Source organism: Microvirga sp. CF3062 (genome assembly GCF_036314045.1).
Classification (GTDB): Bacteria; Pseudomonadota; Alphaproteobacteria; order Rhizobiales; family Beijerinckiaceae; genus Microvirga.
This window is the reverse complement of record NZ_JAYGGN010000003.1, coordinates 100,282-126,077: the sequence shown is the minus strand read 5'-3', so window position 1 is coordinate 126,077 and position 25,796 is coordinate 100,282. Positions and strand designations below refer to the sequence as shown.

Sequence of the window (25,796 nt, the reverse complement as noted above, 5' to 3'; positions counted from 1 at the left end):
CCACTATGGTGCCCGCCAATTCACTCAGCGGGCCCCTTTATGTCAGCTCCCATTCTTGTCACCGGTGCGGCCGGGTTCATCGGCTTTCATGTGGTCGAGCGGCTCCTGGCCGACGGCCATCAGGTGGTGGGTGTCGACAGCTTCACGCCCTATTACGACATCGGCCTGAAAGAGGCCCGCTTCGCCAGGCTCACGCCGCACAACACCTTTTTGGGCGAGCGCCTCGATCTGGCCGACCAGCAGGCCACCCGCGATCTGTTCCAGCACCATCGGTTCGAGCGGGTGATTCATCTGGCCGCCCAGCCCGGCGTGCGCTTCGTCGATCCGCAGCCCTATGCCGCCTCCAACCTCATGGGCTTCATGAACACCCTGGAGGCCTGCCGGCACGGAGACGTGCAGCATCTCGTCTATGCCTCGTCGAGCTCGGTCTACGGCGCCAACCGCAAGCTGCCCTTCTCCGAGCACGACACCACGGACCATCCGATCAGTCTCTATGCCGCCACCAAGAAGGCCAACGAGATGATGGCGCATTCCTACGCCTCCCTGTTCGGTCTACCCTCCACAGGCCTGCGCTTCTTCACGGTCTACGGGCCCTGGGGCCGGCCCGACATGGCAGTGTACAAGTTCACCCATGCCATCGCGGAAGGACGCCAGATCGAGGTCGCCAATGCCGGACAGGTCTGGCGCGACTTCACGTACGTGGACGACATCGTGGAGGGCATCGTGCGGCTGGTGGAGCGCGCGCCCGTACCCGACCCGGCCTGGAACGCGGAAGCTCCCGATCCGGCCACGAGTGCTGCACCGCACCGGGTCTACAACATCGGCAACGATCGTCCTGAGGAGGTGAACCGGCTGATTGCGCTGATCGAGGAGGCCCTGGGTCGCAAGGCGAACCGGGTCGACGTGCCCCTGCCGCCGGGCGACGTGCTGGAGACCCGCGCCGATGTCACGGATCTGCGCCGCGACGTGGGCTTTGCGCCCGCCACGTCCCTGGAGGAGGGCATCAGCCGCTTCGTCGCGTGGTATCGCGACTATCACGGGGCGTGATCGGCATGTCCCTTGATGTCGTGGTGATCGCCATTCTGTCACTCAGCCTGACCGGAGCTGCCTTTCTCTCAATGGGCCTCATCGCGGTGCTGAAGCCGCTGCTCGTCCGCTACGCCCTGGCTCGTCCCAATGCCCGCTCGAGCCACAAGGTGCCGACGCCCCAGGGCGGCGGAATCGCAGTGGTCGGCGCAGCCCTTTTTGTCAGCGGTGCAGTCCTGGCGACCCTGGGCTTTTCGCTCTCGTCCTTTCTCTTCGTTGCGGCTGCTGCCCTGGGTCTTGCTCTTGTCGGGGCCATCGACGACATCCGCCCTCTGTCGGCGGTGCCGCGCCTTCTTCTGCAGGTGGTGGCCGTGGCCACTGTGGTTCTCGTCAGCAGGGTCCGCATCTTTCCCGAGTGGATGCCGCTGGGCCTGGAACAGGCTCTGCTCATTTTCGGCGGCGTCTGGTTCGTCAATCTCGTGAACTTCATGGACGGGCTCGATTGGATCACCGTCACCGAGATGGCTCCGATCACGGCTTTCATCGCCGTGCTTTGGCTCCTGGGCTTTCCTCCGGCACCCGCAATCGTTGCCGCCTCACTCTGCGGCGCGCTCCTCGGCTTCGCACCGTTCAACAAGCCCGTCGCCCGGCTCTTTCTCGGCGATGTGGGTTCGCTCCCCATCGGCCTTCTCGTCGGCTGGATGCTGCTGCAACTCGCCGGAACCGGCGCGCTTGCCGCCGCTCTCCTGCTGCCGCTCTACTATCTCATGGACGCCACCATCACCCTGCTGCGCCGCCTCGCGCGGCGTGAAAAAGTATGGGAGGCCCATCGCAGCCATTTCTACCAGAAGGCCACCGACAACGGCTTCTCGGCGCTCGAAGTCAGCGCCCATGTGTTCGGGCTCAACCTTGCCCTGGCCGGTCTCGCCGCTATGACATTGGTCTGGTCCTCGGGCGCCGTGCAAGTTGCAGCCCTCGTCTCGGGGATCGTCCTCGTCGGCCTGGTCCTCAGGCGCTTTTCCACACCACGCCAGAAAATTCCTTTGGAGGTTTCTTGATGAACGCACCCCTGATTGCCCTGACCGGCGCAACGGGTTTCATCGGACGTCATCTCCTCACGGAACTTCCCAAACGCGGCTACCGGGTCCGGGTGCTGCTGCGCCGCCCCTCCGAGGTGCCGGCGGGCGCCGCCAGTGCGGTGATCGGCGACATCGCCTCGCCGCACAACATGGCGGCGGCCCTGCGCGACGTGGACATGGTGATCCACTCGGCGGGCCTGGCGCATGCCATGTCGGGCCGGCCAGAGGACGATTACCGCAGCATCAACACGGACGCGACGGTGAAGCTCGCCCAATCGGCCGAGCGGGCCGGCGTGAAGCGCTTCGTCTTCCTCTCCTCGATCCGCGCCCAGAGCGGGCCTTCGGCCGAGGGTGTGCTGACGGAGGACATGGAGCCGAAACCTACGGATGCCTATGGCCGCTCCAAGCTCGAAGCCGAGCGGGGACTTGCTGCACTCGGCCTCGACTGGGTGGCCCTTCGCCCGGTGCTCGTCTACGGCCCCGGCGTGAAGGGCAACATGGCCGCGCTCCTCGCCCTGGCGCAATCGCCCTGGCCCCTGCCGCTCGGCGGTCTCAAGGCCAAGCGCTCGCTTCTCTGCCTCGACAACCTGGCGGCCGCCGTGGACACGGTGCTGAAGGCGGATGGACCCTTGAGGCGCCCCTTCATCGTGGCCGATCCGGAGCCGGTGACGATCCCCGAGATGGTCACCGCCCTGCGCGAGGGCTTAAGCCGCGGGCCGGGGCTGATTCCGGTTCCGTCCTTCGTTCTTAAAGGGGCGGCGGCTCTGGCGGGAAAAGGCGAGGCCTATCAGCGGCTGGCGGGATCGCTGGTGGCGAGCCCGGAAGCTTTGAGGGGCTTAGGCTGGCAGCCGGTCAGTTCGACGCGAGACGCGCTTGCGGAACTGGCGCGGCAAGCTGGGGGGCAGGCGTCCGGCGCTTGAACTCCGGGATCGCCTCCTCGAACACCCGCTCGGCCAGGGCACGGTCGCCCTCGACCAGGGCACGGTCCAGGATCTTGAGCCATTGCTCGACCCGCTCACGATCGGCAAAGATGGGCTGTGCCGCCATGACGCCGTCGATGCCGATTTCCGTGCGCGGCTCCTCACGGGCGAACAGGATCTCGTGCAGGCGCTCGCCGGCCCGCGCGCCGGTAACGGCGATCTCGATATCATCGCCCGGCTCGTATCCTGCGAGCCGGATCATGCGCTCGGCCAATTCGTAGATGCGCACGGGCTGCCCCATCTTCAGCACATAGACCGAGGCGCGCTCGTCGCCATTGGAGCGCGCGGTCAGGATGCGGCTTTCCTCCGCATGGGACGCGGAGGTGAGCACCAGGTCCGCCGCCTCGCGGGTGGTCATGAAGTAGCGCACCATGTCCGGGTGGGTAACGGTGACGGGTCCGCCGCGGGCGATCTGGGCCTTGAACTTCGGCACCACGGAGCCCACAGATCCCAGCACGTTGCCGAAGCGCACCGCGATGGTGCGGGTGGCGCCGTTGCGGCCCATGAACTCGGCATCGAGCGCCTGCCCGTACATCTCGGCAAAGCGCTTGGTGGCGCCCAGCATGGAGACCGGATCGATGGCCTTGTCGGTAGAAATCATCACGATGGTGTCGGCCCCAGCCTCGACCGCCGCATCGGCTACGTTCACCGAGCCGAAGACATTGGTTTTGATGCCTTCGGTCCAGTTCTTCTCGAGATAGGGCACATGCTTGAGGGCGGCCGCGTGGAAGACCACATCCGGCTTGAACGCGTTCATGACCTCGCGCACCCGCTCCCGGTCGCGCACGTCGGCAATCACGCCGTCCACGTTGGTGTCACTGGACAGAAGCGTCGGGTTCTCAAGAATGTGGTGCAGGGACGGCTCGGAGCTTTCGAGGATCATAAGATCGCTCGCTCCGAAGGCCACAGCGCGGGTGCAGATCTCGGCCCCGATGGAGCCGCCGCCGCCCGTGACGAGCACCCGCTTGCCGCGGATGAAGGTCTCGAGCCGCTGCCGGTCGATCTGTACGGTGGGGCGCAGGAGCAGGTCCTCGATCTCGAGCGGCGCGAGTTCGGCGTTGCGCATGCCCTCGCCGAGGCTCGTGACCCGCACCAGCGGAAGGCCTAAGCGCCGTGCCCGTGCGAGCAGCATGTCCGGGTTCGCTTCCGGCGTCAGCGCGCTCGGGGTCGCCACCAGCCGGCGAATGGGCACGCCACGCTCCTGGAAGTCCTGCACCACCTGATCGAGGTCGCCGAAGGTGCCGAGCACCGGGACGCCGCGCATGGACTGGCCGAGATCGTCGCTGCGGTAGGAGAGAATGCCCCTGGGCTGGATCTTCTTGACCGTGCCCGCCTCGATGGCCCGCAGGATCACCTCGACGTCGGCGACACGCCCCAGCAGCAGGGTCGGCGTGCTGGCATCGCGCTGCAGGCTGTTTCGGGACCGGGCGTATTTCACATAGCGGAAGGCGAGTCGCGGGCCGCCCAGCAGGAACATCTGGATCAGCCAGTAGAGAGCGATCGAGATCTTGCCGAAGAAGAAGGTGCCCAGCAACTGAGGCGACACAAGGATGTAATCGACCACCAGCAGGCTCATCGCCAGGATGCTGGAGGCCCGGAAAATGTTGAACAGGTCCGGCAGGGAGGCGAACCGCCACTTGGAGCGGTAGAGATGGGAGAACCAGTAGACCACGCCCGCGAAGGCGATGAAGGGGGGCAGGAAGAGGGGCAGGTGGACGAGTCGCTCGTTCAGAAGGCCTCCCTCGAAACGCACGAAAAACGTCGCGAGAACGGCCACGCCCGTCATCACGAGATCATGCACAACGATGAGAGTTTTCTTGAAGTCCTGCCGATTCATGGCCCTGCCGTCTGCTGCCCCGGGGTATCGGATGGGCTCACCTCTTTGTCAATGTAACCTTGTCCCACCAGCGATGCCTCCGGCGCAAGCCCCTTACGCATCGGGCAGGGGGCTCTGCGGCACTACCAGGAGGTGGCTTTCTTCGGTTGCGACCCTTGCCCGGATGCCGAAGCAGGAGCCGAGTCGGGCTTCGGTCACGACCGCCTCGGGAGCGCCTGAGGCTTCGATTTTCCCTTGATCCAGCAAGACGATGCGGTCGGCAAACCGGGCCGCCAGGTTCAGGTCGTGCAGGATCGCCACCACGGTGGCGCCGGCCCGGGCATGGGCCTTGAGTACGTCGAGCACGATGAGCTGATGGCGCGGATCGAGGGCGGCGACCGGCTCGTTGGCCAGGAGCACCGGCGCCTGCGTCGCGAGAGCGCGGGCCAGCAGCATGCGGGCGCGCTCTCCGCCGGACAGGGAGGTGGCGGGGCGGGTCTCGAAGCCCACCAGCCCGACGGACCGAAGCGCCGCCTTGACCGCCTCCTGGCCCTCTGCCGGCAGATGGTCAGGCTCCTCCCCGAAAGGCAGACGGCCGAGCGCGACAACGCTTGCGACCGACAGGGGCTAGGCCACCCCGCCGCCCTGCGGCAGGTAGGCGATGGCCCTTGCCCGCTCAGGTGTCCGCATCTGGACCACGGGGCTTCCGTTCAGGACGACGTCTCCCGCCGAGGGCCTCACCAACCCGGCCATGGCCCGCAGCAGGGTCGTCTTGCCGGCGCCGTTGGGACCGATGAGTGCCGTCAGGCACCCGGGCTCCAGAGACAGGTCGATGCCTTGGAGCACGCGGCGGGTTCCGAGATCGACCGAAAGGGAGCGGACCTCAAGGCGCATCATGCGGGCGCCTCCACCAGTTCCGCCTTGCGGCGTGCGATCACCCAGAGGAAGAACGGGACCCCGATGAGCGCCGTCAGCACCCCGACCTTGACCTCGGCGCCGGACGGAATGAGGCGGACAGTGCAATCCGCTGCCAGCAGCAGGCCCGCGCCCGCAAGCCCTGCGGGCACCAGCGTGCGCGCCGGATCGTAGCCCACAAAGGGACGCACAAGATGGGGCGCCACGAGGCCGACGAAACCGATGGACCCGGCGACTGCCACCGAAGCGCCGGTGCCGATAGCGGCACCCGCAACGATCAGGCCGCGAAGCCGTGCCACGTCGGTTCCGAGGCTGCGCGCCGTCTCCTCTCCGAGCGCCAGGGCACGCAGGCCAGAGGAAGCCTTCAGGATCAGGAACGAAGCCAGGAGAATGAACGGCATGCTAAGCCCCACGTGGACCATGGAGCGATCCTCGAAGGAGCCCAGCAGCCAGAACACGATCTCCGTGACCGCAAAGGGATTGGGCGAGAGGCTAATCGTGAGCGACGTGCCCGCCACCGCCACCACGAGGGCGATGGAGAGCAGCGCCCCCGCGATCGCCGCGAAGGGCAGCGCCCAGGACAGGGTGCCAATGATCCCGGAATAGATCACGAGCACCGCCCCGAAGGCCGCCGCCTGCGGGGCACCGAACACCGCCGTGTCGGCGAGCGGATTGCGCAGCAATCCCTGCAACCCCGCGCCCGAAAGGCCGAAGATCCACCCGATGAGAAGGGCAAGAAGGGTGCGCGGCAGGCGGATCTCCCGCACGACGATGCTCGCCGCCCCCTGATCCGACGCGAGGGCCTTGAGCGCCGCGGGAATCGAGATCGGCGCCGGGCCGATCACCAGCGAAGCGAGGCTTAAGCCTGCGAGAAGGGCGATCAGACCGGGAACGAGGGGCGAGCGGCGGCGGGACATAAGGGGCGTTTTCGTTGCTCCGTCGATAGAGCATGAAACGCGGTGAGGACAAAGCACTCCTCACATCGTCATCCCGGGCGCCGCAGGCGATCCGGGATCGCTGGACGTGTGTGGCTCCATTCACCTCTCCTTGTGGGAGAGGTCGCGCCGTCAGGCGCGGGTGAGGGGTTAGAGCCTCACCGGATAGACCTATAACCCCTCACCCCAACTCTCTCCCTCAGAGAAAGGGAGATCAGCGTCTTATTCTGCTTGCGATCCCGGATCTTTGCTGCGCTCCATCCGGGATGACACTCCAAAAGTCCTGCAGAAAGCTGGTTCGATCTCCCGCCGCTCCATGATACGAAGCACATCAACGCCTCAGGACCCTGTACGAGAGAGAGCGGCATGAACAATCTGTTCGCCAACCTGCCCACCACAATCTTCGAAGTGATGTCGAGCCTCGCCCGGGAGACCGGCGCTATCAATCTCGGCCAGGGCTTTCCGGACGATCCGGGCCCGGAGGACGTGCGGCGGGCGGCGGCGGATGCGGTGCTCAACGGCTACAACCAGTATCCCTCGATGATGGGCATTCCGGAGCTGCGCTCCGCCGTCGCGGCTCATTACCGGCACTGGCAAGGCGTCGATCTCGATGCGAACACGGAAGTGATGGTCACATCCGGCGCCACGGAGGCGCTCGCGGGCGCGATCCTCGGCATCGTGGAGCCCGGCGACGAGGTGGTGCTGTTCGAGCCCATGTACGACGCGTATCTGCCCCTGGTGCGGCTCGCCGGCGGCGTACCGAAATTCGTGACCCTTCAGCCCCCGCATTTCCGCCTGACCGAGGAAGCGCTGGCGCAGGCCTTCTCGCCGAAGACCAAGGCGGTTTTGTTCAACAACCCTCTCAATCCGACGGCCACAACATTTTCGGACGAGGACTTGAACCTGCTGGCCGATTTCTGCCGAAGGTATGATGCCATCGCGATCTCCGACGAGGTCTGGGAGCACGTGGTGTTCGACGGCAGGCGCCACCGACCGATCTTAGGCTTGGACGGCCTGCGCGAGCGCTCGGTGAAGATCGGGTCGGCCGGAAAGATCTTCAGCCTCACGGGCTGGAAGGTCGGCTTCGTCTGCGCCGCACCCCACATCATGAAGGTGCTGGCGAAGTCCCACCAGTTCCTCACCTTCACCACGGCGCCGAACCTGCAAGCCGCGGTGGCCTACGGGCTCGCCAAGGACGATGCCTATTTCGAGGGCATGCGCAAAAACTTCGCCCGCAGCCGCGACCGCTTCACGGATGGCTTGCGGACGCTGGGCTTCGACGTGATTCCGAGCCAGGGCACCTATTTCGTCAACATCGACATCTCAGCCCTCGGCGAGCCCGACGACGTCGCCTTCTGCCGCCGCCTCGTTACGGAGCACGGGGTCGCGGCGATCCCTGTCTCGGCCTTCTACGCGGAGGGTGCGGTGAAGAACGTGGTGCGCTTCTGCTTCGCCAAGAAGGACTCGACGCTCGATGCCGGGCTAGAGCGGCTGGCGAAAGCCATCAAGCGGGCGGCGTAAGACGAAGGGACAACGGCGCGATGATCTCTCGACATGCCCTAGTGCCGGTGCTGCTCTTTGTGATGCTTGGCTCTGCCCTGGCCGAGAAGATCGCCGTTCGGCTTGACGACGTCGTAGGGGTTTATCGCAATCCCGTCGTCATCAGACGCCCTGACGAGATCATCCGAACGGAAAACGTTCTTGAGATCATCCGCTACGATCAGACGGGCGCCTATGTCCGCACGCGGCTGAACCACCCCGTAACCGGCAATCTGTGCAGTTTTTGGGGGATCGCTGAAATTCAGGGCTCTCGCTTGCTCTATCGGAGCATCGGAAACGAGGGAGAGACCTCTTCCCGGTGCGATCTAGCCGTGAGGATCGAAAAGGGGGAAATCCTTTTCGATGATCGGGACAGGCAATGCGAGCGACAGCTTTGCGGAGCCAATGCGCATTTTTCCCAGTCAGGTTTCAAGAGATCCGGACGGCAACGCATCACCTATCTTGAGCGCATCCGAAAATCGCGGCAGTATCAGGAGGCTGCCGCGGAATACCAGCGCCTCAAAGGCCGGATCGATCTTGGTCCGATGGACAATCTGACCGGTCGTTATCAGGTCCCCGTCACGGTAAACTTTCCCGACCCCAAGCGCCCCTTCAGAACCCGACATCTTCTTGAGATCATCCCCTATCGGGAGGGTAGCTTATACATCAATGCGGAAATTAACGGCCATCACGCCTGCTATCTCTCCGGCATCGCGGAAGTCGAAGGTTCCCGGCTGGTCTACCGGAGCGTGCCGGGTGAGGACGATCCCTTGCCGGCTTGTACTTTCTCGTTGCAGCTTCGAGCCAACAGCATCGTTCTTCATGATGCCGATGGAGCCTGTCGAAGGTTGTATTGCGGCGTGAGCGCAGGCTTCGACGGCGTAAGCTTCCGCGCGAAATTGCGTCGCCCTATCAGCAATCTGAGCAAGACCCGCAGTTCTGTAAGCTATGAGGAGGCCGTCGCGGAATATGAGCGCCTCCTGCTCTGGCGCGCTGCCCAACCGGCCCCGATCAAACAGCCTTGACGTGCGGGGCAATAGGATTTCAATTAAGCGCCTAGCCGATCAAGGCTTTTCTCTTTCTGCAGGAGTGCCGCCCTAAATGTTCCGTCTTCTCGCTTCGGTTGCTCTGACCTTAAGCCTTGTAACCGCCGCCACCGCCCAGGAGCGTGTGGTCAATGTCTACAACTGGTCCGACTACGTGGATCCGAAGGCGCTGGACGAGTTCACGAAACAGACCGGCATCAAGGTGGTCTACGACACCTACGACAACAACGAGATCGTCGAGACCAAACTCTTGGCCGGCAAGTCGGGCTACGACATCGTGGTGCCGTCGGGTCCCTTCGTGCAGCGTCTGATCGGCGCCAAGGTGTTCCAGAAGCTCGACAAGGCGAAGCTTCCGAACCTCGCCAATCAATGGCCCGAGGTGACGCAGCGACTGGCCGTGTTCGATCCCGGCAACCAGTTTGCCGTCAACTACATGTGGGGCACCACCGGCATCGGCGTGAACGTCAAGAAGGTGAAGGAAGCCTTGGGCGACGTGCCGCTCAACACCTGGGACCTGGTGCTCAAGCCGGAGATTTCTTCGAAGCTGAAAGCCTGCGGCATCTACATGCTGGATAGCCCTGAGGACCTGTTTCCCGGCGTGCTGGCCTATCTCGGCCTCAACCCGGATTCGAAGCGCATCGAGGACCTGAGCAAGGCGGGCGATGCCCTGTTCCGCGTGCGCGGCAACATCCAGAAGTTCCATTCCTCCGAGTACATCAACGCGCTCGCCAACGGCGACATCTGCGTGGCGGTGGGCTATTCGGGCGACATGATCCAGGCCAAGAGCCGCGCCGAGGAGGCCAAGAACGGCGTCGAGGTCGGCTATGTCATCCCGCGTGAGGGCGCGCTGATGTGGTTCGACAGCTTCGTGATCCCGGCGGACGCGAAGAACGTGGCCGCAGCGCATGAATTCATCAACTTCATGCTCCGCCCCGAGATCGCCGCCATGAACACGAACTTCGTGTCCTACGCCTCCGGCAATCTCGCGGCGAAGCAGAACATCGACAAGGCGATCCTCGACAATCCCGGCATCTATCCGGACGACGCCACCATGAAGCGCCTCTTCACCAACACAGCCTATGACGAGCGCTCCCAGCGCACCGTCACAAGGCTCTGGACCCGCGTGAAGACCGGCCGTTAATCCGCCGCTCAGATTCGGGCGCGCATGTTCCCAAGCGCCCGCCAAGCCTCGCCTCAGGGCGGGGCTTTTTCTTTTGAAGAGGACTTTCCGTCATGCGTTCCGTAGCCGTCGCACTTCTCGCCCTGAGCCTCGCCACTCCGGCCCTGGCTCAAACCTCCGCGCCGCGCCAGCCCACGATCAGCGTGATGGGAACCGGCGAGGCGGAGCTGAAGCCCGATTTCGCGCGCATCCATGTGACAGTGGCCACGCAGGCCGAGACGGTGGCTCAGGCGAGCACCGCCAACAATACGGCCACGGAGCGGGTGCTCGCCCGCATCCAGGGGCTCGGCATCAAGCGGGAGGACATCCGGACCGCGAACTTCCAGGTCTTCCAGACGCCGCAGCAGGTCGGCCCCGACGGCAAGGAAATCAAGACCCCGAAATTCTCGGCTCATCACCAGTTGCGGATCACCACCCGCGATCTCGACGGCGTCGGACGCCTCGCAGGCGAGATTCTGGCGAGCGGCGACATGACGTTCCAGTCCGTCTCCTTCGGTCTCGACCGGCAGGAGGAAGGCGCGGACAAGGCACGTGAAGCCGCCGTGCGGGACGCCAAGCGGCAGGCTGACGTCTATGCCGCCGCCGCGGGCGTCTCCCTGGGCCGTCTCCTGGAGATCCGGGACGGCTCGGCCCAACCCTTCGAGCCGCAGCCCGACATGCGCATGTCGATGAGCATGGCCAAGGGAGCCGAATCGGTGCCGATCGTGCCGCCGGCGACGATACGCTACACGGCCAATGTCCAGCTCGTCTGGGAAATGGCCGGACGGCCTTAACAAGCGCAAGAACCCTCCTCCCCTTGAAGGGAGGATTGAAGACGGGGTCGTTAAGTCGGAGCGCTGCTCCCAATCCAGCAACCAGCGGCGCGGATACAACCTCCCCTCTCCCGTGCGGGAGAGGGGCAGGGGTGAGGGTATGACCACTCACCAGCAAAGCATTGTCGCCTCCGCTGCAACGCGGATTCCACAGCGTCTCGTCCGGAACTGGCTTGCCCTCACCCCGACCCTCTCCCGCACGGGAGAGGGAGATGTGCTGGCTGGTTTACTCGCTCACCCAGTCGGACCACCCCACCCGGCCGCTACGCGGCACCCCTCCCCGCAAAGGGAGGGGGAGGGCTTCTAAGCCGCCCTGACGCTGTTCAGGAACTGGCCGATCTCGGTGCTGAGACGCTTCGCCTGCTCCTCCAAGTTCACCGAGAGATCCGCGACCGTCCGCGCCGCCTCAAGAGACTGCACGGCCACGCCCTGCGTGGTCTCGATCGCGGAGGTGCCGGCCTGGGCTTCAGTGGAGACCTGAGCCACCGAATGGGCGATCTCCGACACCGCTGCCGTCTGCTGGCTCACGGTTCCGGCTACAGTTGACACGACTCCTGCCAGATCCTCCACGGAGGCCTGCACGGTGCCGAGCGCCACCAGGGTCTCCCGTGAGGCGGCCTGCACCGCCTCGATCTGCCGGGCGATCTCCTCGGTGGCCTTGGCGGTCTGGCCGGCCAGGTCCTTCACCTCGTTGGCCACGACGGCAAAGCCCTTGCCGGCCTCGCCGGCCCGCGCCGCCTCGATGGTGGCATTCAGCGCCAGCAGGTTGGTCTGCGCCGCAATGGAGCGGATGAGGCCTGCCACTTCGCCGATCTGCGAGGTTGCGGACGAGAGAACCGACATGCTGCCCGATGCCCCGCGAGCCTCGACGACGGCGCGCTCGGAGGCTTTCGCCGAGGCGTTCGTCTGGGCGGCGACCTCCGACAGAGACGCGTCGAGCTCCTCGGCGGCGCTCGCCACCGCCGACATGTTGTGTGCCGTCCGCATGGAGGCGGCGCCTGCGATCTGCGCCTGCTGGGTTACGTGGTTCGCCGAACCCTCCAGCTGGCCGGAGGCCTTGGCGAGATCGCCCGTCACCTCCCGGACCTCCGCCAGGATCTGCTCGACCGTGGCATCGAAGGCCATGATCGCATGGGAGATCGCATGGGCGCGCTCGGCATCGAGAGCCGCCATGCCTTCGCGCTCCTGGGTGAGCCGCTCGCGCTCGCGGGCATTGTCGCGGAAGACCAGCACGGTGCGGGCCATGGCGCCGATCTCGTCAGTCCCCTTGGTGGAGGGAATTTCGACGGAGGCATCGCCGTCGGCCAGCCGCCGCATGGCTTGCTGCAGACGGGTGAGCGGCAGGGAGATCGAGCGCCCGACAATGAAGTTCAGGACAAGGCCGAACAGGAGCGTCGCGCCCATGGCCCAGAGGATTAGAGCGAAGGTGCGCTGCTGCGAGGCGGTGAGCTGCTCATCGGTCTTGTGGGCTTCAGTGCGCACCTTGGCGAGCAACTGATCGAGCACCGGCACGAGCAGGTCGAACTGCCCCATCAGCTTCTCGCTCTGACCCGAGACCTCCCGCTCCAGCTCGCCCCAGGCATGGAAGGCCTCCTGGAACGACACGCTGGCGCTCTCGACGGCAGCCTTCTCCTTGGCAAGATCACCGGAGAGCTGGGCCAGGGCACGGGTAAAGCGTCCCTGCTCGACCTCGAAGGCACCCAGGATGCTCTCCTCGAGCAGGATCCGGGCGCGGGCCTCCTGGTTGAACATGCCGAGCATGGCGGCCCACAGGCGCCAGGCGATGGTCTCGCCGCTGCCTGTCAGGGGCCGCACCAGCTTCTCAAGATTCGCCTCGGCCTTGAGTAGGCGCCCCTGTGCTCCCTCATCCGGCTTGCTGCCGATGCCTGTGTAGAGTTTGTCGAGAGACTTGCCCTGGCCTAGCAGGGCGGAAGCGTGCTGCTTCAAGGCGGTGATCTCGGACTCGATCAAGCCTGAGCCCGGTGCCGCGCTCATCTCGTCGAGCTGGGTGGCCAGGGCCTTGTGCTGGTCCGTGAAGGCCTGACCATGATGGCTGAGGCGGCTCGTGGTCCATTCGCCGGCCACCACCTTCAGGCCATCGGCCCGGCCGCGAAACCCATTGGCCTTCTCAGCAAGGGCCGAATAGGTCTGCTGCGCCAGCAAGGCCTGCTCGACTTCGGAGCGGCCCGTCTGGAACACCGCACCGATGACCGCAAAGCCAAGCACCATGACGCCGCTCAATGTCGCGACGCGCATCCGCACCGACGGCTGTTTCAACCGAGCCAGAAACGCCATTGCCCCGAATCCCTATTATTGACGTTGCGGCAAGATTGCGGGGGACGTGTTAAAGAGATGTTTACGTTAGGTCAGAATTGGGATCCTGCCGGTTTCAGGCGGCCTTCGGCATTTCGGTCATGATGGCGTAGAGGGCCTCACGATCACGCGTGGCACGCACCCGCTCGATCAGGCCGGGCTCGCGCAGCACGCGGGCGACCCTCGCCAGGGCCTTCAGGTGATCCGCACCGGCGCCTTCCGGGGCCAGGAGCAGAAAAAGAACATCCACCGGCTGGCTGTCGAGAGCCTCGAAGTTCACCGGCTTGTCGAGACGGGCCATGAGACCGAAGATCCTGGTCAGGCCCGCGAGCTTGCCATGGGGAATGGCGATGCCTTCGCCGATGCCGGTCGAGCCGAGGCGCTCGCGCTGCAGAAGTGCCTCGTAGATGGCACTGTCGGGAAGGCCCGTGAACCGGGCCGCCTGGGAAGCCATTTCCTGAAGAGCCTGCTTCTTGCCGCTGACGCGCAAGGCGGGCAGGACGGCCTGAGGGTCTAGAAAGTCCAGCAAGGGCATCGATCACGCTGCATTCTTGATGTGAAGCCTGGAAGGCCTCTCACCGTTCCACGCAAGAACTGGGCCAAAAGGGGTAGTTTCCCTCAAGCCTGTGCAAGCGGCGGATCGACCCAACCGATCGCTCCATCGCCGCGGCGATATACGACGTTCACGCGTCCGGTGCTAGCGTGGATGAACACAAGAGCGGCCGCTCCGGTCAGATCGAGCTGCATCACGGCGTCGCTGACCGAGAGCGAGTGAAGCGGCTTCGTGGTCTCGGCTACGACGATGGGATGATAGCCTTCTTCCTCGACGGTTTCGTCGCTCGGCGCCTCGAACACCGCATAGGGCACCTCCATGGCGCCGATTCTCATTCCCGTACTGGACTTGCCCTTGAGCCGCTGCTTGTAGCGGCGCAGGCGATTCTCGATCCGGTCTGCGGTCTGGTCGAAGCTGGCATAGGCGTCGCCGGAGGCGCCGGAGGCCTCCAAGGTCATGCCCGAGGTGAGGTGAAGCACGCAGTCGGTGCGAAAGCCGCCGCCATCGCGGGTCACGGTCACATGGCCGGAATAGCCGCCGTCGAAATACTTCGCCAGCGCGCCGGCCATCCGGGCCTGGACCTGAGACCTGAGAGCTTCGCCGATATCGAGATTCTTACCCGACACTCTCAATGTCATCGCTCTCTCCTCATCTGGCGCCGTCGCTTTGCCGCGATCCTTCAGGGGTGACGCTTGGAGATGATGATCCGAATAAGGGCCAATGCAAGTCTTGAAATTGCAGGTTTTAGCAGTCAAGCTTCGCGACTGTGCCGGCGGCGCTCGGACGAGGACGGGATCCGCAGAGCCTCCCGGTACTTCGCCACCGTGCGGCGGGCGACCTGAATCCCTTCCAGTTTCAATTTCTGGGCAATTGCCTCATCCGAGAGCACATCCCCCGGCCTTTCCGCACCGATCAGCTGACCGATTCGATGACGGACAGCCTTGGCGGCATGCTCGCCCTCGCCCGTGGCGGCGCCGAAGAAGAACTTCATCGGATAGGTGCCGCGCTCGGTGCCGATGGCCTTGTTCGCCGCCACCCGGGAGATGGTGGATTCGTGCATGCCGATGGCTTCCGCCACGCTTTTCAACGTCATGGGGCGCAACCCGGCGACGCCTTCGCGGAAGAATTCCTCCTGCTGGCGGGCGATCTCAGTCGCAACCTTGAGGATCGTCCTGGCGCGCTGCTCCAGGCTGCGGGTGAGCCAGCTTGCCGTCTGAATGCATTCGGACAGGAAGCTCTTGTCCTCGTCTTTGCGCAGAACCTTGGCTACCTCGGCGTAATAGGTGCGGTTGAGCAGGATACGGGGCAGGGTCTCGGGATTGAGCTCGACGGCCAGGCTGCCGTCGGGCACAGGCCGGACCAACACGTCCGGCACGAGCACGTCGACTCTGGCGGGCGTGAAGGCAAGCCCTGGCTTCGGCTCCAAGCGGCGGATCTCGGCCAGCATGCTGGCGAGATCCTCGCGGCCGATTCCGCACGCCCTCCGCAAGGCGGCGAAATCCTGCCGGGCGACAAGATGGAGATTCTGGAGCAGCGCCTGCATGGCCGGGTCGAGCCGGCCGCGCTCCTTGAGCTGTATTGCTAGGCATTCCGCGAGGTCGCGCGCCCCGATGCCTGAGGGCTCAAAAGTCTGGATCAGTCCCAGCGCCGCCTCGACATCCGCAGAGGTCACCCTCAGCCGTAGGGCAATCTCCGCCGGATCCTCCCTAAGGTAGCCGGCCTCGTCGAGGCTGTGGATCAGGTGCTCGCCGATCATGCGAAGCCGGGGATCGGAAGTGGCGAGGTCGAGCTGCGCCTGCAGGTGTTCGGTCAGGCTGGCAGTGCGGGCCAGCGTCTCCTCCAGCTCGGGCCTGATCTCACCATGAGCCGCACTTGGCGAGCCGGGCGCGCCTGAAGCGGCTTGGCCCGACGGGGGCGGGCCGGGAACGATCCGGGATCCGAGGACCTGCGCCTTCTGCTTGGCACGCAGGAAATCGGCGAGGCTCAGACTCCGCGCATCGGCCTGGATCTCGCCTTCCTGCAGGAGGGGATTGCGCTCGAGCTCGGCTGCCACATAGGCTGCGAGCTCCGCATGGGAGAGTTGCAGCAGCTTGATGGATTGAACGAGCTGGGGTGTCATGGTCAGGGACTGGCCCTGGCGCAGCTCCAGCCGTTGCATCGCACTCATGACCGAACCCGAAAAGGCATGCTTCTTGCATGCCTCCTCATTTCTACCGCGGTCGGTTGCCCATGGTCAAAGGGCCGGTGGTCCTAGAGCCGGAAATCCTCGCCCAGATACAGGCGGCGCACTTCCTCGTTCGCCACGATGGCGTCCGGCGTGCCTTCCGTCAGCACGCGGCCGGAATGAATGATGTAGGCGCGGTCGATCAACCCTAAGGTCTCTCGGACGTTGTGGTCGGTGATGAGCACGCCGATGCCGCGGCGGGTCAGGTGCCGCACGAGGTTCTGGATGTCGCCCACGGCGATGGGGTCGATGCCCGCGAAGGGCTCGTCGAGGAGCATGAAGGTGGGCTCGCCCGCAAGCGCACGGGCGATCTCGCAGCGCCGCCGCTCGCCGCCCGAGAGCGCGATCGAGGGCGACTTGCGCAGGCGTGTGATGTTGAACTCCTCGAGCAGCGCATCGAGCTTGCGCTCGCGATCCTTGCGGCTGGGCTCCACGATCTCGAGCACGGCCCGGATATTGTCTTCCACGTTGAGGCCGCGGAAGATCGACGCTTCCTGCGGAAGATAGCCGATGCCGAGGCGCGCACGGCGATACATGGGCAGGCCCGTCACGTCATGGCCGTCGAGGCTGATGACCCCGCGATCCGCCCCGACGAGGCCGGTGATCATGTAGAAGATCGTGGTCTTGCCTGCACCATTGGGCCCGAGGAGGCCCACGGCCTCGCCCGCCCGCAGCTGCAGGCCCGCATCCTGCACCACGGTGCGGCCGCGATAGCTCTTCTGCAGGCCCTTTACGGCCAGGATGCCTGCGCCGCCGAAGACAGCCTCGCCCTCGCTCAGGGAAGAGCCATGCGAGACCTGCCCGGGCGCATAAGGCTCCAGGAGGCTCACGTCCGAAGGACCGGGTTGAGAACGGTTGAAAAGCGGTTTCACAGGATCATCGCTGGTGATGGAAGGGAGTGAGCGGGAAGAAGCCTTCCCACCTTAATTCGTCGCCGGCTTCTGCGCGGGCTTCGGCTTGGCGTTACCAGGCGCATTCCCCGCGCCCGTCGGGGCCGGGCCGCCGTTGCCAGGCACGAACAGCGCCCTCACACGGCCACCGGGGGTCGTTTCGATATTGGCCACACCGGTATTGATATCATAGAGCACCCGCTCACCCTTGGTGACGTTCGGCCCGTCGCTCAAGGTCGCATTGCCCGAGAGCAAGATCTTGTTGGAGCCGCGGTCGAAGGTGGCGTTCTCGCCGGTCGCCACCTGGGTCCGGGACACGATGGTGACCGGTCCCTTGCAGTCGATCTTCTTGATCGCGCTGTCGTCACCCCCCTGAGCGGCGGGAGCTGCCTGCCCGCCGTTCTGGTCCCGTTGCTCGTAGAACACGGTCATGATCGTGCACTTCATGGTGCTCTCGCCCTGAACCGCCACCACGTCTCCGGTGAAGACCGCGCGCCCCTCCTTGTCGAAGACGTCGAGCTTGTTGGCATCGATCTTGATCGGCTCCTTGCTGGAGCCGAAATTGCCGAAGCCGACCGCGCGCTCCTTGCCGGCCTGAGCCCAGGCGGCCTGCATCGGAAGGGAGGCGAGAAGCGCGACGGTGAGGGCAGCGCGTGAGAAACTCATCATGGACGGTTACTTGTCTGTTGGGGCGAGGGAGCCGAAGCGGGCATCGTGGAGCCTGTGCCGGCAGCGTCCTTGGGCGATGGGGCGGAGCGGGACGGTTCGAGAACGGTGCGCACGCGGCCCTCGAAGCTCATGACCTTGCCGTTGTCCGTCACCTTGAGCTTTTCGGCCTCGATAGAGCCGTTGCCGAACGAGACTTCGACGGGTTCATTGGACGTCACAGCGCCGGATTTGAACTGGACGAAGGCCGACCGGAGCTTGACCTCGTGGCCTGCATCCGTGGTGACCACGATGTTGTCGCGCAACCGCATCTGCTCCCGCTTGGTATCCAGAACACCGCTTGCCGCCTGGAGCCATGCGACGCTGCCACGGTCGTCGGTAACAATGCGCGCCTTGAGATCCTTAAGCTGCACCTGATTGGGCTTGCGCACGTCCTGCGTAGCCTCACTGGCGGTCACCTCATAGGGGCGGTTGTCGTTCTTGAAACCGCTCAGCTTCGGGCTCGCCATGGTGACGTTGCTGCCGCTCACGCCGATCGAGTCGAAGCTTATATTCTCGATGTTCCGGAACGGATCGTAATAGGCCACGAGGCCCACTGCGCCCATGCCGATCAGAGACCCGAGGGGAATGACGATCTTGGCGAAACGAACCCAGCGGGAATGGCGGCGGGCCTTGGTGTAGGCACGATTCGTCCGGCCGGCCGGCCTCGAGGCCGGGCCGTCACGCATCGTGGTGCCCTGGATTACCGCCACTTCTGAACCCCTTCCGTCTCACAATCGGCCCCGCGCCATGCCGGACGGACATGGCGATGTTATGACGGATATTCGTTTTATGCGGGAAAGTTTAAGTGCCCGTCAAGAATGGGCGAAAATATCGGTCTCCGACCAGCCGAGAAGGTCGAGCTGGGCTCGGGTCGGCAGGAAGCTGAAGCATTGGTGGGCAATGCCGAGACGGTTCTCCCGCTCCAGCATGCGGTCGAGCTTTTCCTTTAGGGCATGCAGGTGCAGCACATCGGAAGCCGCATAGTCGAGCTGGGCGGGGGTGAGCGTGTCGGCGCCCCAATCGGAGGATTGCTGCTGCTTCGACAGCTCCACGCCAAGCTGCTCCCGCGCCAGATCCTTCAGTCCGTGACGGTCGGTATAGGTGCGCACGAGCCGAGACGCGACCTTGGTGCAGTAGACCGGACGCGGCATGATTCCGAAGGTATGGAAGAGCACGGCGAGGTCGAAGCGGGCGTAATGGAAGATCTTGAGCACGCTCTCGTCCGACAGCACGCGGATCAGGTTCGAAGGCTGGGGACCATCCTTGAGGATCTGCACCACGTCCGCCGTGCCGTCCCCGGTGGAGATCTGCACCACGCACAGCCTGTCCCGGTGCGGGTTGAGGCCCAGCGTTTCCGTATCTATGGCGATGGCGGAGCCTGGGGTGTAGTTCGCGGGCAGATCGCCGCGATGAAAGCGTACGGTCATGGAGCATCCAAAAATCTGATGAGACAGGCTGTAACGCGTCTGGTCAGCGGCTTCAATGGATGAGAAAAGCCCCGCGGCCAGCGGGGCTTTCCGAACTTAGATCGTGACCGATCCTCAGTAGCAGGTCTGGACCCGGCGAACGACCACGCGCCCATACGGAGTGACGATCCGGCGACGCTCCAGGAAGCAGCGGGGCGGCGCGTAATAGGCCGGAGCGTAATACGGGTTGGTCGCGGCGCTCGCGATGGCTCCCAGAGCCAGACCACCGATCAGACCGGCCGCGATGGCGCCTCCGTTCGAGCGCCGGTAAGTGCGATAGGGATAGCCGTAATAGCGGCGCGGTCCGTAATAGGCGGAGCGATAACCTCCGTAGAAGCGCGGCCCATAATAAGCCCGTGGGGCATAGCCATAGGGACGGTAGCCCCAGCCGGCTCTGTAGTGAGGTCCCCAGTAGGGTTGGGCTTCGGCCGGAGCGGGCTGAACGATCATGGAGCCGGCGAGCGCAAGACCCGCCGTCATCAGGGTTTTGAACGACACGCGCATGGTGCCCTCCAAGAAGCAGGGGTGCTCAAGATAACGGTTGGCCGAGCTTCCATGTTCCGTTTTTGCCTGCTGTCACAAGCCCGATGGGTCCCTGAAAAACCCTGCTTTTCAAAGCGATTGCAGGGAACCGACTCTGCCTTCCATGGGGTCGGTCAACCCGCCGAGAACACCCACCAGGGTTTCGCGGCTCACAGGCTTTTCAAGCCAGGGAACATCCTGCAGTTCGATCGGGCACTCGGCTTTGGGCGGCAGACCGGAATAGACGATAAAGGGCACGCCCAGCCTCTTGAGCACCCGCGCCACTGCCACGGAGGTGCCGTCCTTGATCATGACGTCCAGCACCGCGACATCGGGCAGATGACTTTCGAGCCATTGCAAGGCTTGAGCATTGCTCATGAAGACCCCGGCGACCTCGAAGCCGGCATCCTCCAGGAAGGCCTCGAGAGACATCCCGATCAGAGCCTGGTCTTCCACGATCATGCAGCGGGTTTGGGTCATGACATCCCTTGTCCTGTATCACGTCAGAGGAGAGTGCGTTCGTCGCAAAACGGCGGAGTGGAGTGCAGGCAGGCCGCCAACATGTCCGCCTCTATGCACTGTCTACCCTCAACCGCGGCCTGTTTCATTGATGCATGTAAATCTTGACTTTACATGCCGCCATGATCAGGCGCTTTGATCCATCGCTACCCAGGCGTGCTTGGTCGGACGACGGCAGAAAGTGTCTCTTCACTGACCCTGCTTTTTTCCAGCCATAGGATCGCCCTGATCAGGGAATATTGCCAAGCTTCGCATAGGTTAATGCGGGAGGCAGCCAGGAAGGATCTGGTGGAAGGCTCGAATCGGAAGGAGTTGGCAGAGTGGCAGTCGAGAACTCCCTGAAGGACCAGATGCTCTCCGCCATTCCGCATCTGCGCGCCTTTGCCATCTCCCTTTCCGGCAGTGTCGACAGGGCTGATGACCTCGTGCAGAGCGCCCTTCTCAAGGGCTTGAGTAATCTCGACAAGTTCCAGCCCGGCACCAGCATGCAGGCCTGGCTCTTCACGATCCTGCGCAACGACTTCCTGACCCAGATTCGCAGGAAAAAGCGCGAGGTCGAGGATCCGGAAGGCTCCTGGGCCGAGAAGGTGGCCGTCATGCCGGACCAGAACTCACGGCTCGACTTTACCGATATGCTGAAGGCGCTGAGCAAACTTCCTGTGGACCAGCGCGAGGCGCTTCTCCTCGTGAGCGCGGAAGGCCTGTCCTACGAGGATGCGGCGCGCATCTGCGGCACCAATATCGGCACCATCAAGAGCCGGATCAACCGCGCCCGCACCCGCCTGACGGAGCTGATGAAGTTCGATGTAGACGACGATTTCGGCCCCGACCGTCTCGTCAGGGCTGCCCTGTTCATGCACGCCTCGCCCTAAGCGGCGCCTTATAACTTGCCTGTGAAACAGGCTGGCCATCGAGCCTGTCAGGCCCTAGCATCAGACTGCTTCGACCAGGGAACGACCGACATGCTTCGCATCTTCACCCTCGCCTTGCTGACGATCTTCGCCGCCCCGTCCTATGCAACGGAGGCGCCTACCGACAACACTGTCATCGCTCAGGAGCAACGGCCTCCGCAGCAGTCTCCGAAGCGGGATTGCGAGAGGAAGCAGGACGAGGGCGTGAGCTAGAACTGCACCGCGGAAGCGGGTTCCGATTCCACGATTTCAGTGGCTTGATCATCGGCCGGATCCGTCCGCCGACGCAGGGCGGCGTTGAGTTCGGCGCCGAAGATAAAGATCGCCGCCGAGAGCTGCAGAAAGATGAGCGCGGTCAGAATCCCGGCAAGGCCCGCATAGGTCGTCTTCAAGTGGGTCATGTTGGCCAGGAACTCGCCGTAGAGGCTGGCGCCGAGAAGCCACAGAACCAGAGTGGCGGCGATGCCGGGCAGCACACTCCATGCGCGGGGCCGGACATCCGGCAGCCAAAGATGGGTGGCGACGAGACCCGCCACCAGGACGACAGAGGCCAGCCCGTAACGAACAACGTTGTAGGTGAGGCCCAAGGTCTTCAGATCAGGCATGGACAACACGGCGGCGCGCCAGAAGCTCGGCCACAGCACCACCAGAACCGCGGAGGCCACCAGCGCTCCAGCGCCGATCAGGACGAAACCCACGCCGATCAGCCGGGCCTGCCACCAGGGCCGGAACCGTTCGACCCCATAGGCTCGGCACAGGGCGATCCGCAGGCTCTCCACGCCGTTGGTGGCAACGAGCAGAGTGAGGAGGATGCTGATCGTCAGCACGTTCCTGCGGGGGATGAGAACCTTGTCGGCCTCCCGCGCCAGCGGACCCGCAACCCCTTCCGGCCAGAAGTCGAAGAGCAAGTGAATGATATGGGTGGAGATGCGCCCGGCACCGAGAATAGCCGCCAGGGCCGCGACGCAGATCAGGAAGGGAAAGAGCGCGATCACCAGCGAAAGCGCCACATGACTTGCCATGGCAAAGCCGTCGTTGCGCGAGAATCGTGAGCCCGCGTCAGTGATGGCTGCGAAGATCGAGCGAGCATGAGGAGGAACGGAGGGGAAGCGCATCGTGGACTTGGAATTCCCGTATCGGCAGACCGGGCGGACGATGTTGCGCGATCTGCACCCTTGATGCGTTTCCCTGACGCCCAAGGCAAGGCCCATTCTGCCACAGGCCTCTGGGCGCTTTTCTATGAAAGCCGTCCCCGCGCCTCGTTCGCCAGACGGATCAGCATCGGCCGCACCTCGTGCGGGCCGGTGAGCGCCCTTGGGAAGGGCAGCCGCAGGATCTCGTCGCCGAGCGTCACCTGGACGCCTTCCGGATCGATCCCGATCAGGCGCCAGGCCCCCTCGCGGGCCCCGCAGAGCCGCGTGGCATAAAGCGCCACCGCGTCGGCATGATCCTCGTTCATGTGCGCGATGGCCTGCGCCTCGAAATCGTAGAAGTCGAAAAACCCGGAGAGATCCGCCAGCAGATCCTCTCTGGCCATGCGATAGGCCCGGCCGAAGCCGCCGTTGAGGCTGGCGGACGCGACCTCCAGACGCCAGAAGGCGAAGTCGGGAAAGTCTACATAAAGTTCGGCCTTGGGATGCTGCAGCAGATAGCGGCGGCGAATCTGTTGTGTCTCGGAGCTTTCCCGTTCGAGCCTGTAAGCCTTCGCCAGCAGGGTCAGGCGCGGATGGGCCAGCGGGTCGCCCTTGCCGACGGAGGATAGAAGCAACGAACAGCGCGGGTCTGCTTCCAGAAGCCGCGTATGCACCGAGAGCTGCGAGGTGAGGATCACGGGCGAGCCGTCGAGATCCGTTCCCACCTGCACGAGGCTTGCAAACGGCATGCCGCTCTCCGCATCGTTGGTGGCGAGCGCCCCGGAGCGCACCGTGCGCATGAGCTTCTTGGCCAACCCACGGGCTTCGTCGTCGACCGGCAGGATCGGATCCTTCGCCATTGGCTTCGTTACTCCCTGGGTCCTGGATCGTACCGCTATGTCTGCCGGGAAACTGCACCGAACAGGCGCATGAGCTGGATACGACCGATCCAAGGACTAGATGGCCCGGAAGCACTTTCCCTCAAGGCTAATTGCCAGCAGGCACTGCTACCGCAGTGCCATAAGACTGACTCAGCTTAAAATGTTAGGGATCTTTGCGGATCAACCACTTAGAGGGTTGATGGTGCCCAGGAGAGGACTCGAACCTCCACGGTGTTACCCGCTGCTACCTGAAAGCAGTGCGTCTACCAATTCCGCCACCTGGGCATGCCTGTTCGGCGAGGCTTCGTTTACGGTGCTTCTGGCGGCGCGTCAATCACCGAAAATGCGACCGATGCGCTTTCTTGGAGCTACGCCTCTTCACAGGGGAACAGCGTTTGACTAGAGACATTCGAACGTTCACCCCAAGCTCTGGACCAAGTCCTTAATCCAGGCAGGAGAGTCTCATGATCGGTGCCCTTCGCACGCCTGAGCAGCAAATCGTCACCGTCTTCGGCGGATCAGGCTTCCTGGGCCGCTATGTGGTGAGCTGTCTTGCCGAGCGCGGCTACCGGGTGCTGGTGCCGACCCGGCAACCGAACATGGCGAACTTTCTCCCTTTGGGGAAAGTCGGGCAGATCCATCCGATCCACGTCAACCTGCGCCACGAGGATTCGGTGGCCCATGCTGTGGCCCGGGCCGATCACGTGATCAATCTCGTGGGCATCCTGCAGGAGACGGGCCGCCAGCGCTTCGACACACTTCAGGCCAAGGCGCCGGCCATGATCGCCCGGTTGGCCAAGAAGGCTGTCTCCATTACCCATGTCTCGGCCATCGGGGCAGACGCGAACTCGGAATCGGCCTATGCGCGCTCCAAGGCCGAAGGCGAGGCAGCCCTGCTGCAGGTGCGACCGGATGCGGTAATTCTGCGACCCTCTCTCCTGTTCGGCCCAGGCGACAGTTCCTTCAACCGCTTCGCGACGCTCGCCCGCATGCTGCCCGTTCTGCCCCTGCCGGGCACAGAGACCCGCTTCCAACCGATCTATGCAGGTGACGTGGCGTCGGCCATCGTGGCGGCGGTGGATGGCAAGGTGCCGGCGGGCCGGATTTATGAGCTCGGCGGGCCTGAGATCCGCACGATGCGCCAGATGATGGAGTTCGTGTTCGAGGTCACCGAGCGCCAGCGTGCCATCCTTCCCGTACCGACTAACCTCGCCCGGACCATGGGCAGTGTCATGGGTACGCTCGACTGGCTGACGCTCGGCCTCATGCCGAACGAGCTCGTCACGACCCGCGACCAGGCGATTCTTCTCGAGAGCGACAACGTGGTGTCAGACAGCGCCATTGCCGAGGGCCGCACGCTCCAGGGATTGGGCATCAACCCCACCACCATCGAGGCGATCGTGCCGAGCTATCTGGTTCGCTTCCGCAAGACCGGCCAATTCGACCTCAAGCGCAATGCGACGCAAACCATGCCGGATCTGCTCGCCCCCCGGTCAGGAGGGCCCGCGTCCGACTTCCACCCGGAGCGGGCTTCCGGCCCGGCCGTCGGCCAGTCGGCGAGCCGCTAGCTTCTTGTGCAGGTGAACCATCATCACGGCGCCGAAGACCGGCGTGATGAGGTTCACCACCGGCACCAGCACCAGACCCGCCAGCACCGCGCCGGCGGCGAGCACCGTGCCCCGGTGCTCAATGCGCAGTCGTGCCACGTCCTCCGCTGGCCAGAAGCGGCCCGCCGCCAGCTCGAAATATTCGCGCCCCAGCAGATAGGCATTGGCAACGAAGAACGCCCCGATATTAATGCCGGGAATGAAGAACAGCAGCAGGGCGACGAGGTTGACCAGAACCGACAGGCCGGCGAAGCGGATGCCGTAGAGGATGGCCTTGCCGAAGGGCAGAGCCCGGCCCGGCTCATCGGCCGGGTAGTCCTTGTGCTCCACCACCTCGGCGACGTCGTCGAGAAAGTAGCCCGCCACGATGGCCGAGACTGCCGGGAGCAGATAGATCAGCGCAACGAAGAGGCCGAAGCCCGCGAGGAAGAAGGCGAAGCTATCGATGATCGGATAGCTGGCGCTGAGATCATGGTTGGTGAGGAAGATGTCGAACAGCTTCGTCAGGCCGAGCCAAATCAAAACGAGCAGCGCCAGGGTCAATCCGATCGATTTCCAGAGGATGCGCCGCAGCGCGGGCGAGAAGACCTCGCGGGCCGCTGCGAAAACCGATTGGATCAGCATCTGTCGTTCGTCTCCTCGAAAGGGGGTAAACCCCATGCTTCTTTTGTAGTGTGCGCATCGTTCTTCGCGGACCCAGCGGGCGGCGTCCGCGAAGAACGATGCGCTAGGGCCACGCTT

25 protein-coding genes, 1 tRNA gene and 1 pseudogene are annotated in these 25,796 nt (G+C 64.3%); 10 read left to right on the top strand and 17 right to left on the bottom strand.

Annotated features, from left to right (window positions below):
• Positions 1 to 39: 39 nt before the first annotated feature.
• From VB618_RS06780 to VB618_RS06770, 3 genes are read left to right on the top strand one after another with little or no spacing between them, the layout of a single operon-like run.
• Entirely contained in the window at positions 40 to 1,047 is a 1,008-nt protein-coding gene (locus VB618_RS06780; RefSeq protein ID WP_329795828.1) for an NAD-dependent epimerase/dehydratase family protein, read from the top strand.
• Positions 1,048 to 1,052: 5 nt separating this feature from the next.
• Complete coding sequence (locus VB618_RS06775; RefSeq protein ID WP_329795827.1) at positions 1,053 to 2,084, top strand: glycosyl transferase; 1,032 nt, start codon at positions 1,053 to 1,055, stop codon at positions 2,082 to 2,084.
• Positions 2,084 to 3,025, top strand: coding sequence for an NAD-dependent epimerase/dehydratase family protein (locus VB618_RS06770; protein WP_329795826.1), 942 nt, complete (start codon positions 2,084 to 2,086; stop codon positions 3,023 to 3,025). Before VB618_RS06775 ends, VB618_RS06770 begins: the two co-directional genes overlap by 1 nt.
• On the opposite strand, the gene VB618_RS06765 is transcribed toward VB618_RS06770, so the two are convergent.
• From VB618_RS06765 to VB618_RS06755, 3 genes and pseudogenes are all read right to left on the bottom strand, one after another.
• Positions 2,958 to 4,922, bottom strand: coding sequence for a nucleoside-diphosphate sugar epimerase/dehydratase (locus tag VB618_RS06765; RefSeq protein WP_329795825.1), 1,965 nt, complete (start codon positions 4,920 to 4,922; stop codon positions 2,958 to 2,960). The two genes, VB618_RS06770 and VB618_RS06765, sit on opposite strands and share 68 nt — an antisense overlap.
• Before the next feature lie 93 nt (positions 4,923 to 5,015).
• Positions 5,016 to 5,795, bottom strand: a pseudogene (locus tag VB618_RS06760) (ABC transporter ATP-binding protein).
• Positions 5,795 to 6,733, bottom strand: a complete 939-nt coding sequence (locus VB618_RS06755) for a FecCD family ABC transporter permease (protein ID WP_329795824.1) — start codon at positions 6,731 to 6,733, stop codon at positions 5,795 to 5,797. The pseudogene VB618_RS06760 and the gene VB618_RS06755 overlap by 1 nt, the downstream one beginning before the upstream one ends.
• 384 nt (positions 6,734 to 7,117) lie before the next feature.
• Between VB618_RS06755 and VB618_RS06750 the strand changes: the two genes are divergently transcribed.
• The 4 genes from VB618_RS06750 (at position 7,118) to VB618_RS06735 (ending at position 11,289) form a co-directional block, all read left to right on the top strand.
• Positions 7,118 to 8,272: an aminotransferase gene (locus VB618_RS06750; RefSeq protein ID WP_329795823.1), complete on the top strand. Its 1,155-nt coding sequence runs from the start codon at positions 7,118 to 7,120 to the stop codon at positions 8,270 to 8,272.
• 41 nt (positions 8,273 to 8,313) lie between these two features.
• The gene (locus tag VB618_RS06745; protein WP_329795822.1) at positions 8,314 to 9,315 is read left to right on the top strand and encodes a hypothetical protein; all 1,002 of its coding nucleotides are present in this window, start codon (positions 8,314 to 8,316) and stop codon (positions 9,313 to 9,315) included.
• 76 nt (positions 9,316 to 9,391) lie between these two features.
• Positions 9,392 to 10,477, top strand: coding sequence for a polyamine ABC transporter substrate-binding protein (locus tag VB618_RS06740; protein WP_329795821.1), 1,086 nt, complete (start codon positions 9,392 to 9,394; stop codon positions 10,475 to 10,477).
• A gap of 92 nt (positions 10,478 to 10,569) precedes the next feature.
• Positions 10,570 to 11,289, top strand: a complete 720-nt coding sequence (locus tag VB618_RS06735; RefSeq protein ID WP_329795820.1) for an SIMPL domain-containing protein — start codon at positions 10,570 to 10,572, stop codon at positions 11,287 to 11,289.
• 342 nt (positions 11,290 to 11,631) lie between these two features.
• Here the strand turns inward: VB618_RS06735 and VB618_RS06730 are convergent, their stop codons facing one another.
• The 10 genes from VB618_RS06730 to VB618_RS06685 form a co-directional block, all read right to left on the bottom strand.
• Positions 11,632 to 13,623: a methyl-accepting chemotaxis protein gene (locus VB618_RS06730; protein WP_329795819.1), complete on the bottom strand. Its 1,992-nt coding sequence runs from the start codon at positions 13,621 to 13,623 to the stop codon at positions 11,632 to 11,634.
• Between the two features lie 94 nt (positions 13,624 to 13,717).
• Positions 13,718 to 14,176 (bottom strand): PTS IIA-like nitrogen regulatory protein PtsN, encoded by a 459-nt coding sequence (gene ptsN / locus VB618_RS06725; RefSeq protein WP_329795818.1) that lies wholly within the window; start codon positions 14,174 to 14,176, stop codon positions 13,718 to 13,720.
• 83 nt (positions 14,177 to 14,259) lie between these two features.
• A complete protein-coding gene (hpf, locus tag VB618_RS06720; protein WP_329795817.1) occupies positions 14,260 to 14,832 on the bottom strand; it encodes a ribosome hibernation-promoting factor, HPF/YfiA family in 573 nt (190 codons plus the stop codon).
• A gap of 113 nt (positions 14,833 to 14,945) precedes the next feature.
• The gene (rpoN, locus tag VB618_RS06715) at positions 14,946 to 16,361 is read right to left on the bottom strand and encodes an RNA polymerase factor sigma-54 (protein ID WP_329795816.1); all 1,416 of its coding nucleotides are present in this window, start codon (positions 16,359 to 16,361) and stop codon (positions 14,946 to 14,948) included.
• 83 nt (positions 16,362 to 16,444) lie between these two features.
• Positions 16,445 to 17,290 (bottom strand): LPS export ABC transporter ATP-binding protein, encoded by an 846-nt coding sequence (gene lptB / locus VB618_RS06710; protein WP_442931701.1) that lies wholly within the window; start codon positions 17,288 to 17,290, stop codon positions 16,445 to 16,447.
• Positions 17,291 to 17,341: 51 nt separating this feature from the next.
• The gene (locus VB618_RS06705; RefSeq protein ID WP_329795815.1) at positions 17,342 to 17,977 is read right to left on the bottom strand and encodes an LptA/OstA family protein; all 636 of its coding nucleotides are present in this window, start codon (positions 17,975 to 17,977) and stop codon (positions 17,342 to 17,344) included.
• Complete coding sequence (gene lptC, locus VB618_RS06700; protein WP_329795814.1) at positions 17,974 to 18,726, bottom strand: LPS export ABC transporter periplasmic protein LptC; 753 nt, start codon at positions 18,724 to 18,726, stop codon at positions 17,974 to 17,976. The genes VB618_RS06705 and lptC overlap by 4 nt, the downstream gene beginning before the upstream one ends.
• A gap of 102 nt (positions 18,727 to 18,828) precedes the next feature.
• Positions 18,829 to 19,443: a ribonuclease D gene (locus VB618_RS06695; RefSeq protein ID WP_329795813.1), complete on the bottom strand. Its 615-nt coding sequence runs from the start codon at positions 19,441 to 19,443 to the stop codon at positions 18,829 to 18,831.
• 114 nt (positions 19,444 to 19,557) lie between these two features.
• Entirely contained in the window at positions 19,558 to 19,986 is a 429-nt protein-coding gene (locus VB618_RS06690; RefSeq protein WP_329795812.1) for a hypothetical protein, read from the bottom strand.
• A 108-nt stretch (positions 19,987 to 20,094) separates the two neighbouring features.
• Complete coding sequence (locus tag VB618_RS06685; RefSeq protein WP_329795811.1) at positions 20,095 to 20,484, bottom strand: response regulator; 390 nt, start codon at positions 20,482 to 20,484, stop codon at positions 20,095 to 20,097.
• Positions 20,485 to 20,843: 359 nt separating this feature from the next.
• Here VB618_RS06685 and VB618_RS06680 point away from each other — a divergent pair, with 359 nt between their 5' ends.
• Positions 20,844 to 21,395: a sigma-70 family RNA polymerase sigma factor gene (locus tag VB618_RS06680; RefSeq protein ID WP_329795810.1), complete on the top strand. Its 552-nt coding sequence runs from the start codon at positions 20,844 to 20,846 to the stop codon at positions 21,393 to 21,395.
• 90 nt (positions 21,396 to 21,485) lie between these two features.
• On the top strand, positions 21,486 to 21,647 hold the full coding sequence (locus VB618_RS06675; RefSeq protein ID WP_329795809.1) for a hypothetical protein: 162 nt from the start codon (positions 21,486 to 21,488) through the stop codon (positions 21,645 to 21,647).
• Here VB618_RS06675 and VB618_RS06670 read toward each other — a convergent pair.
• From VB618_RS06670 to VB618_RS06660, 3 genes are all read right to left on the bottom strand, one after another.
• Positions 21,644 to 22,549, bottom strand: a complete 906-nt coding sequence (locus VB618_RS06670; RefSeq protein ID WP_329795808.1) for a YihY/virulence factor BrkB family protein — start codon at positions 22,547 to 22,549, stop codon at positions 21,644 to 21,646. The two genes, VB618_RS06675 and VB618_RS06670, sit on opposite strands and share 4 nt — an antisense overlap.
• 122 nt (positions 22,550 to 22,671) lie before the next feature.
• Positions 22,672 to 23,427, bottom strand: a complete 756-nt coding sequence (locus VB618_RS06665) for a HugZ family pyridoxamine 5'-phosphate oxidase (protein WP_329795807.1) — start codon at positions 23,425 to 23,427, stop codon at positions 22,672 to 22,674.
• A 221-nt stretch (positions 23,428 to 23,648) separates the two neighbouring features.
• Positions 23,649 to 23,733, bottom strand: a tRNA-Leu gene (locus VB618_RS06660).
• Positions 23,734 to 23,912: 179 nt separating this feature from the next.
• Between VB618_RS06660 and VB618_RS06655 the strand changes: the two genes are divergently transcribed.
• Complete coding sequence (locus VB618_RS06655; RefSeq protein ID WP_329795805.1) at positions 23,913 to 25,016, top strand: complex I NDUFA9 subunit family protein; 1,104 nt, start codon at positions 23,913 to 23,915, stop codon at positions 25,014 to 25,016.
• On the opposite strand, the gene VB618_RS06650 is transcribed toward VB618_RS06655, so the two are convergent.
• The gene (locus VB618_RS06650; RefSeq protein ID WP_329795804.1) at positions 24,942 to 25,679 is read right to left on the bottom strand and encodes a sulfate transporter family protein; all 738 of its coding nucleotides are present in this window, start codon (positions 25,677 to 25,679) and stop codon (positions 24,942 to 24,944) included. The two genes, VB618_RS06655 and VB618_RS06650, sit on opposite strands and share 75 nt — an antisense overlap.
• Between the last annotated feature and the right edge of the window lie 117 nt (positions 25,680 to 25,796).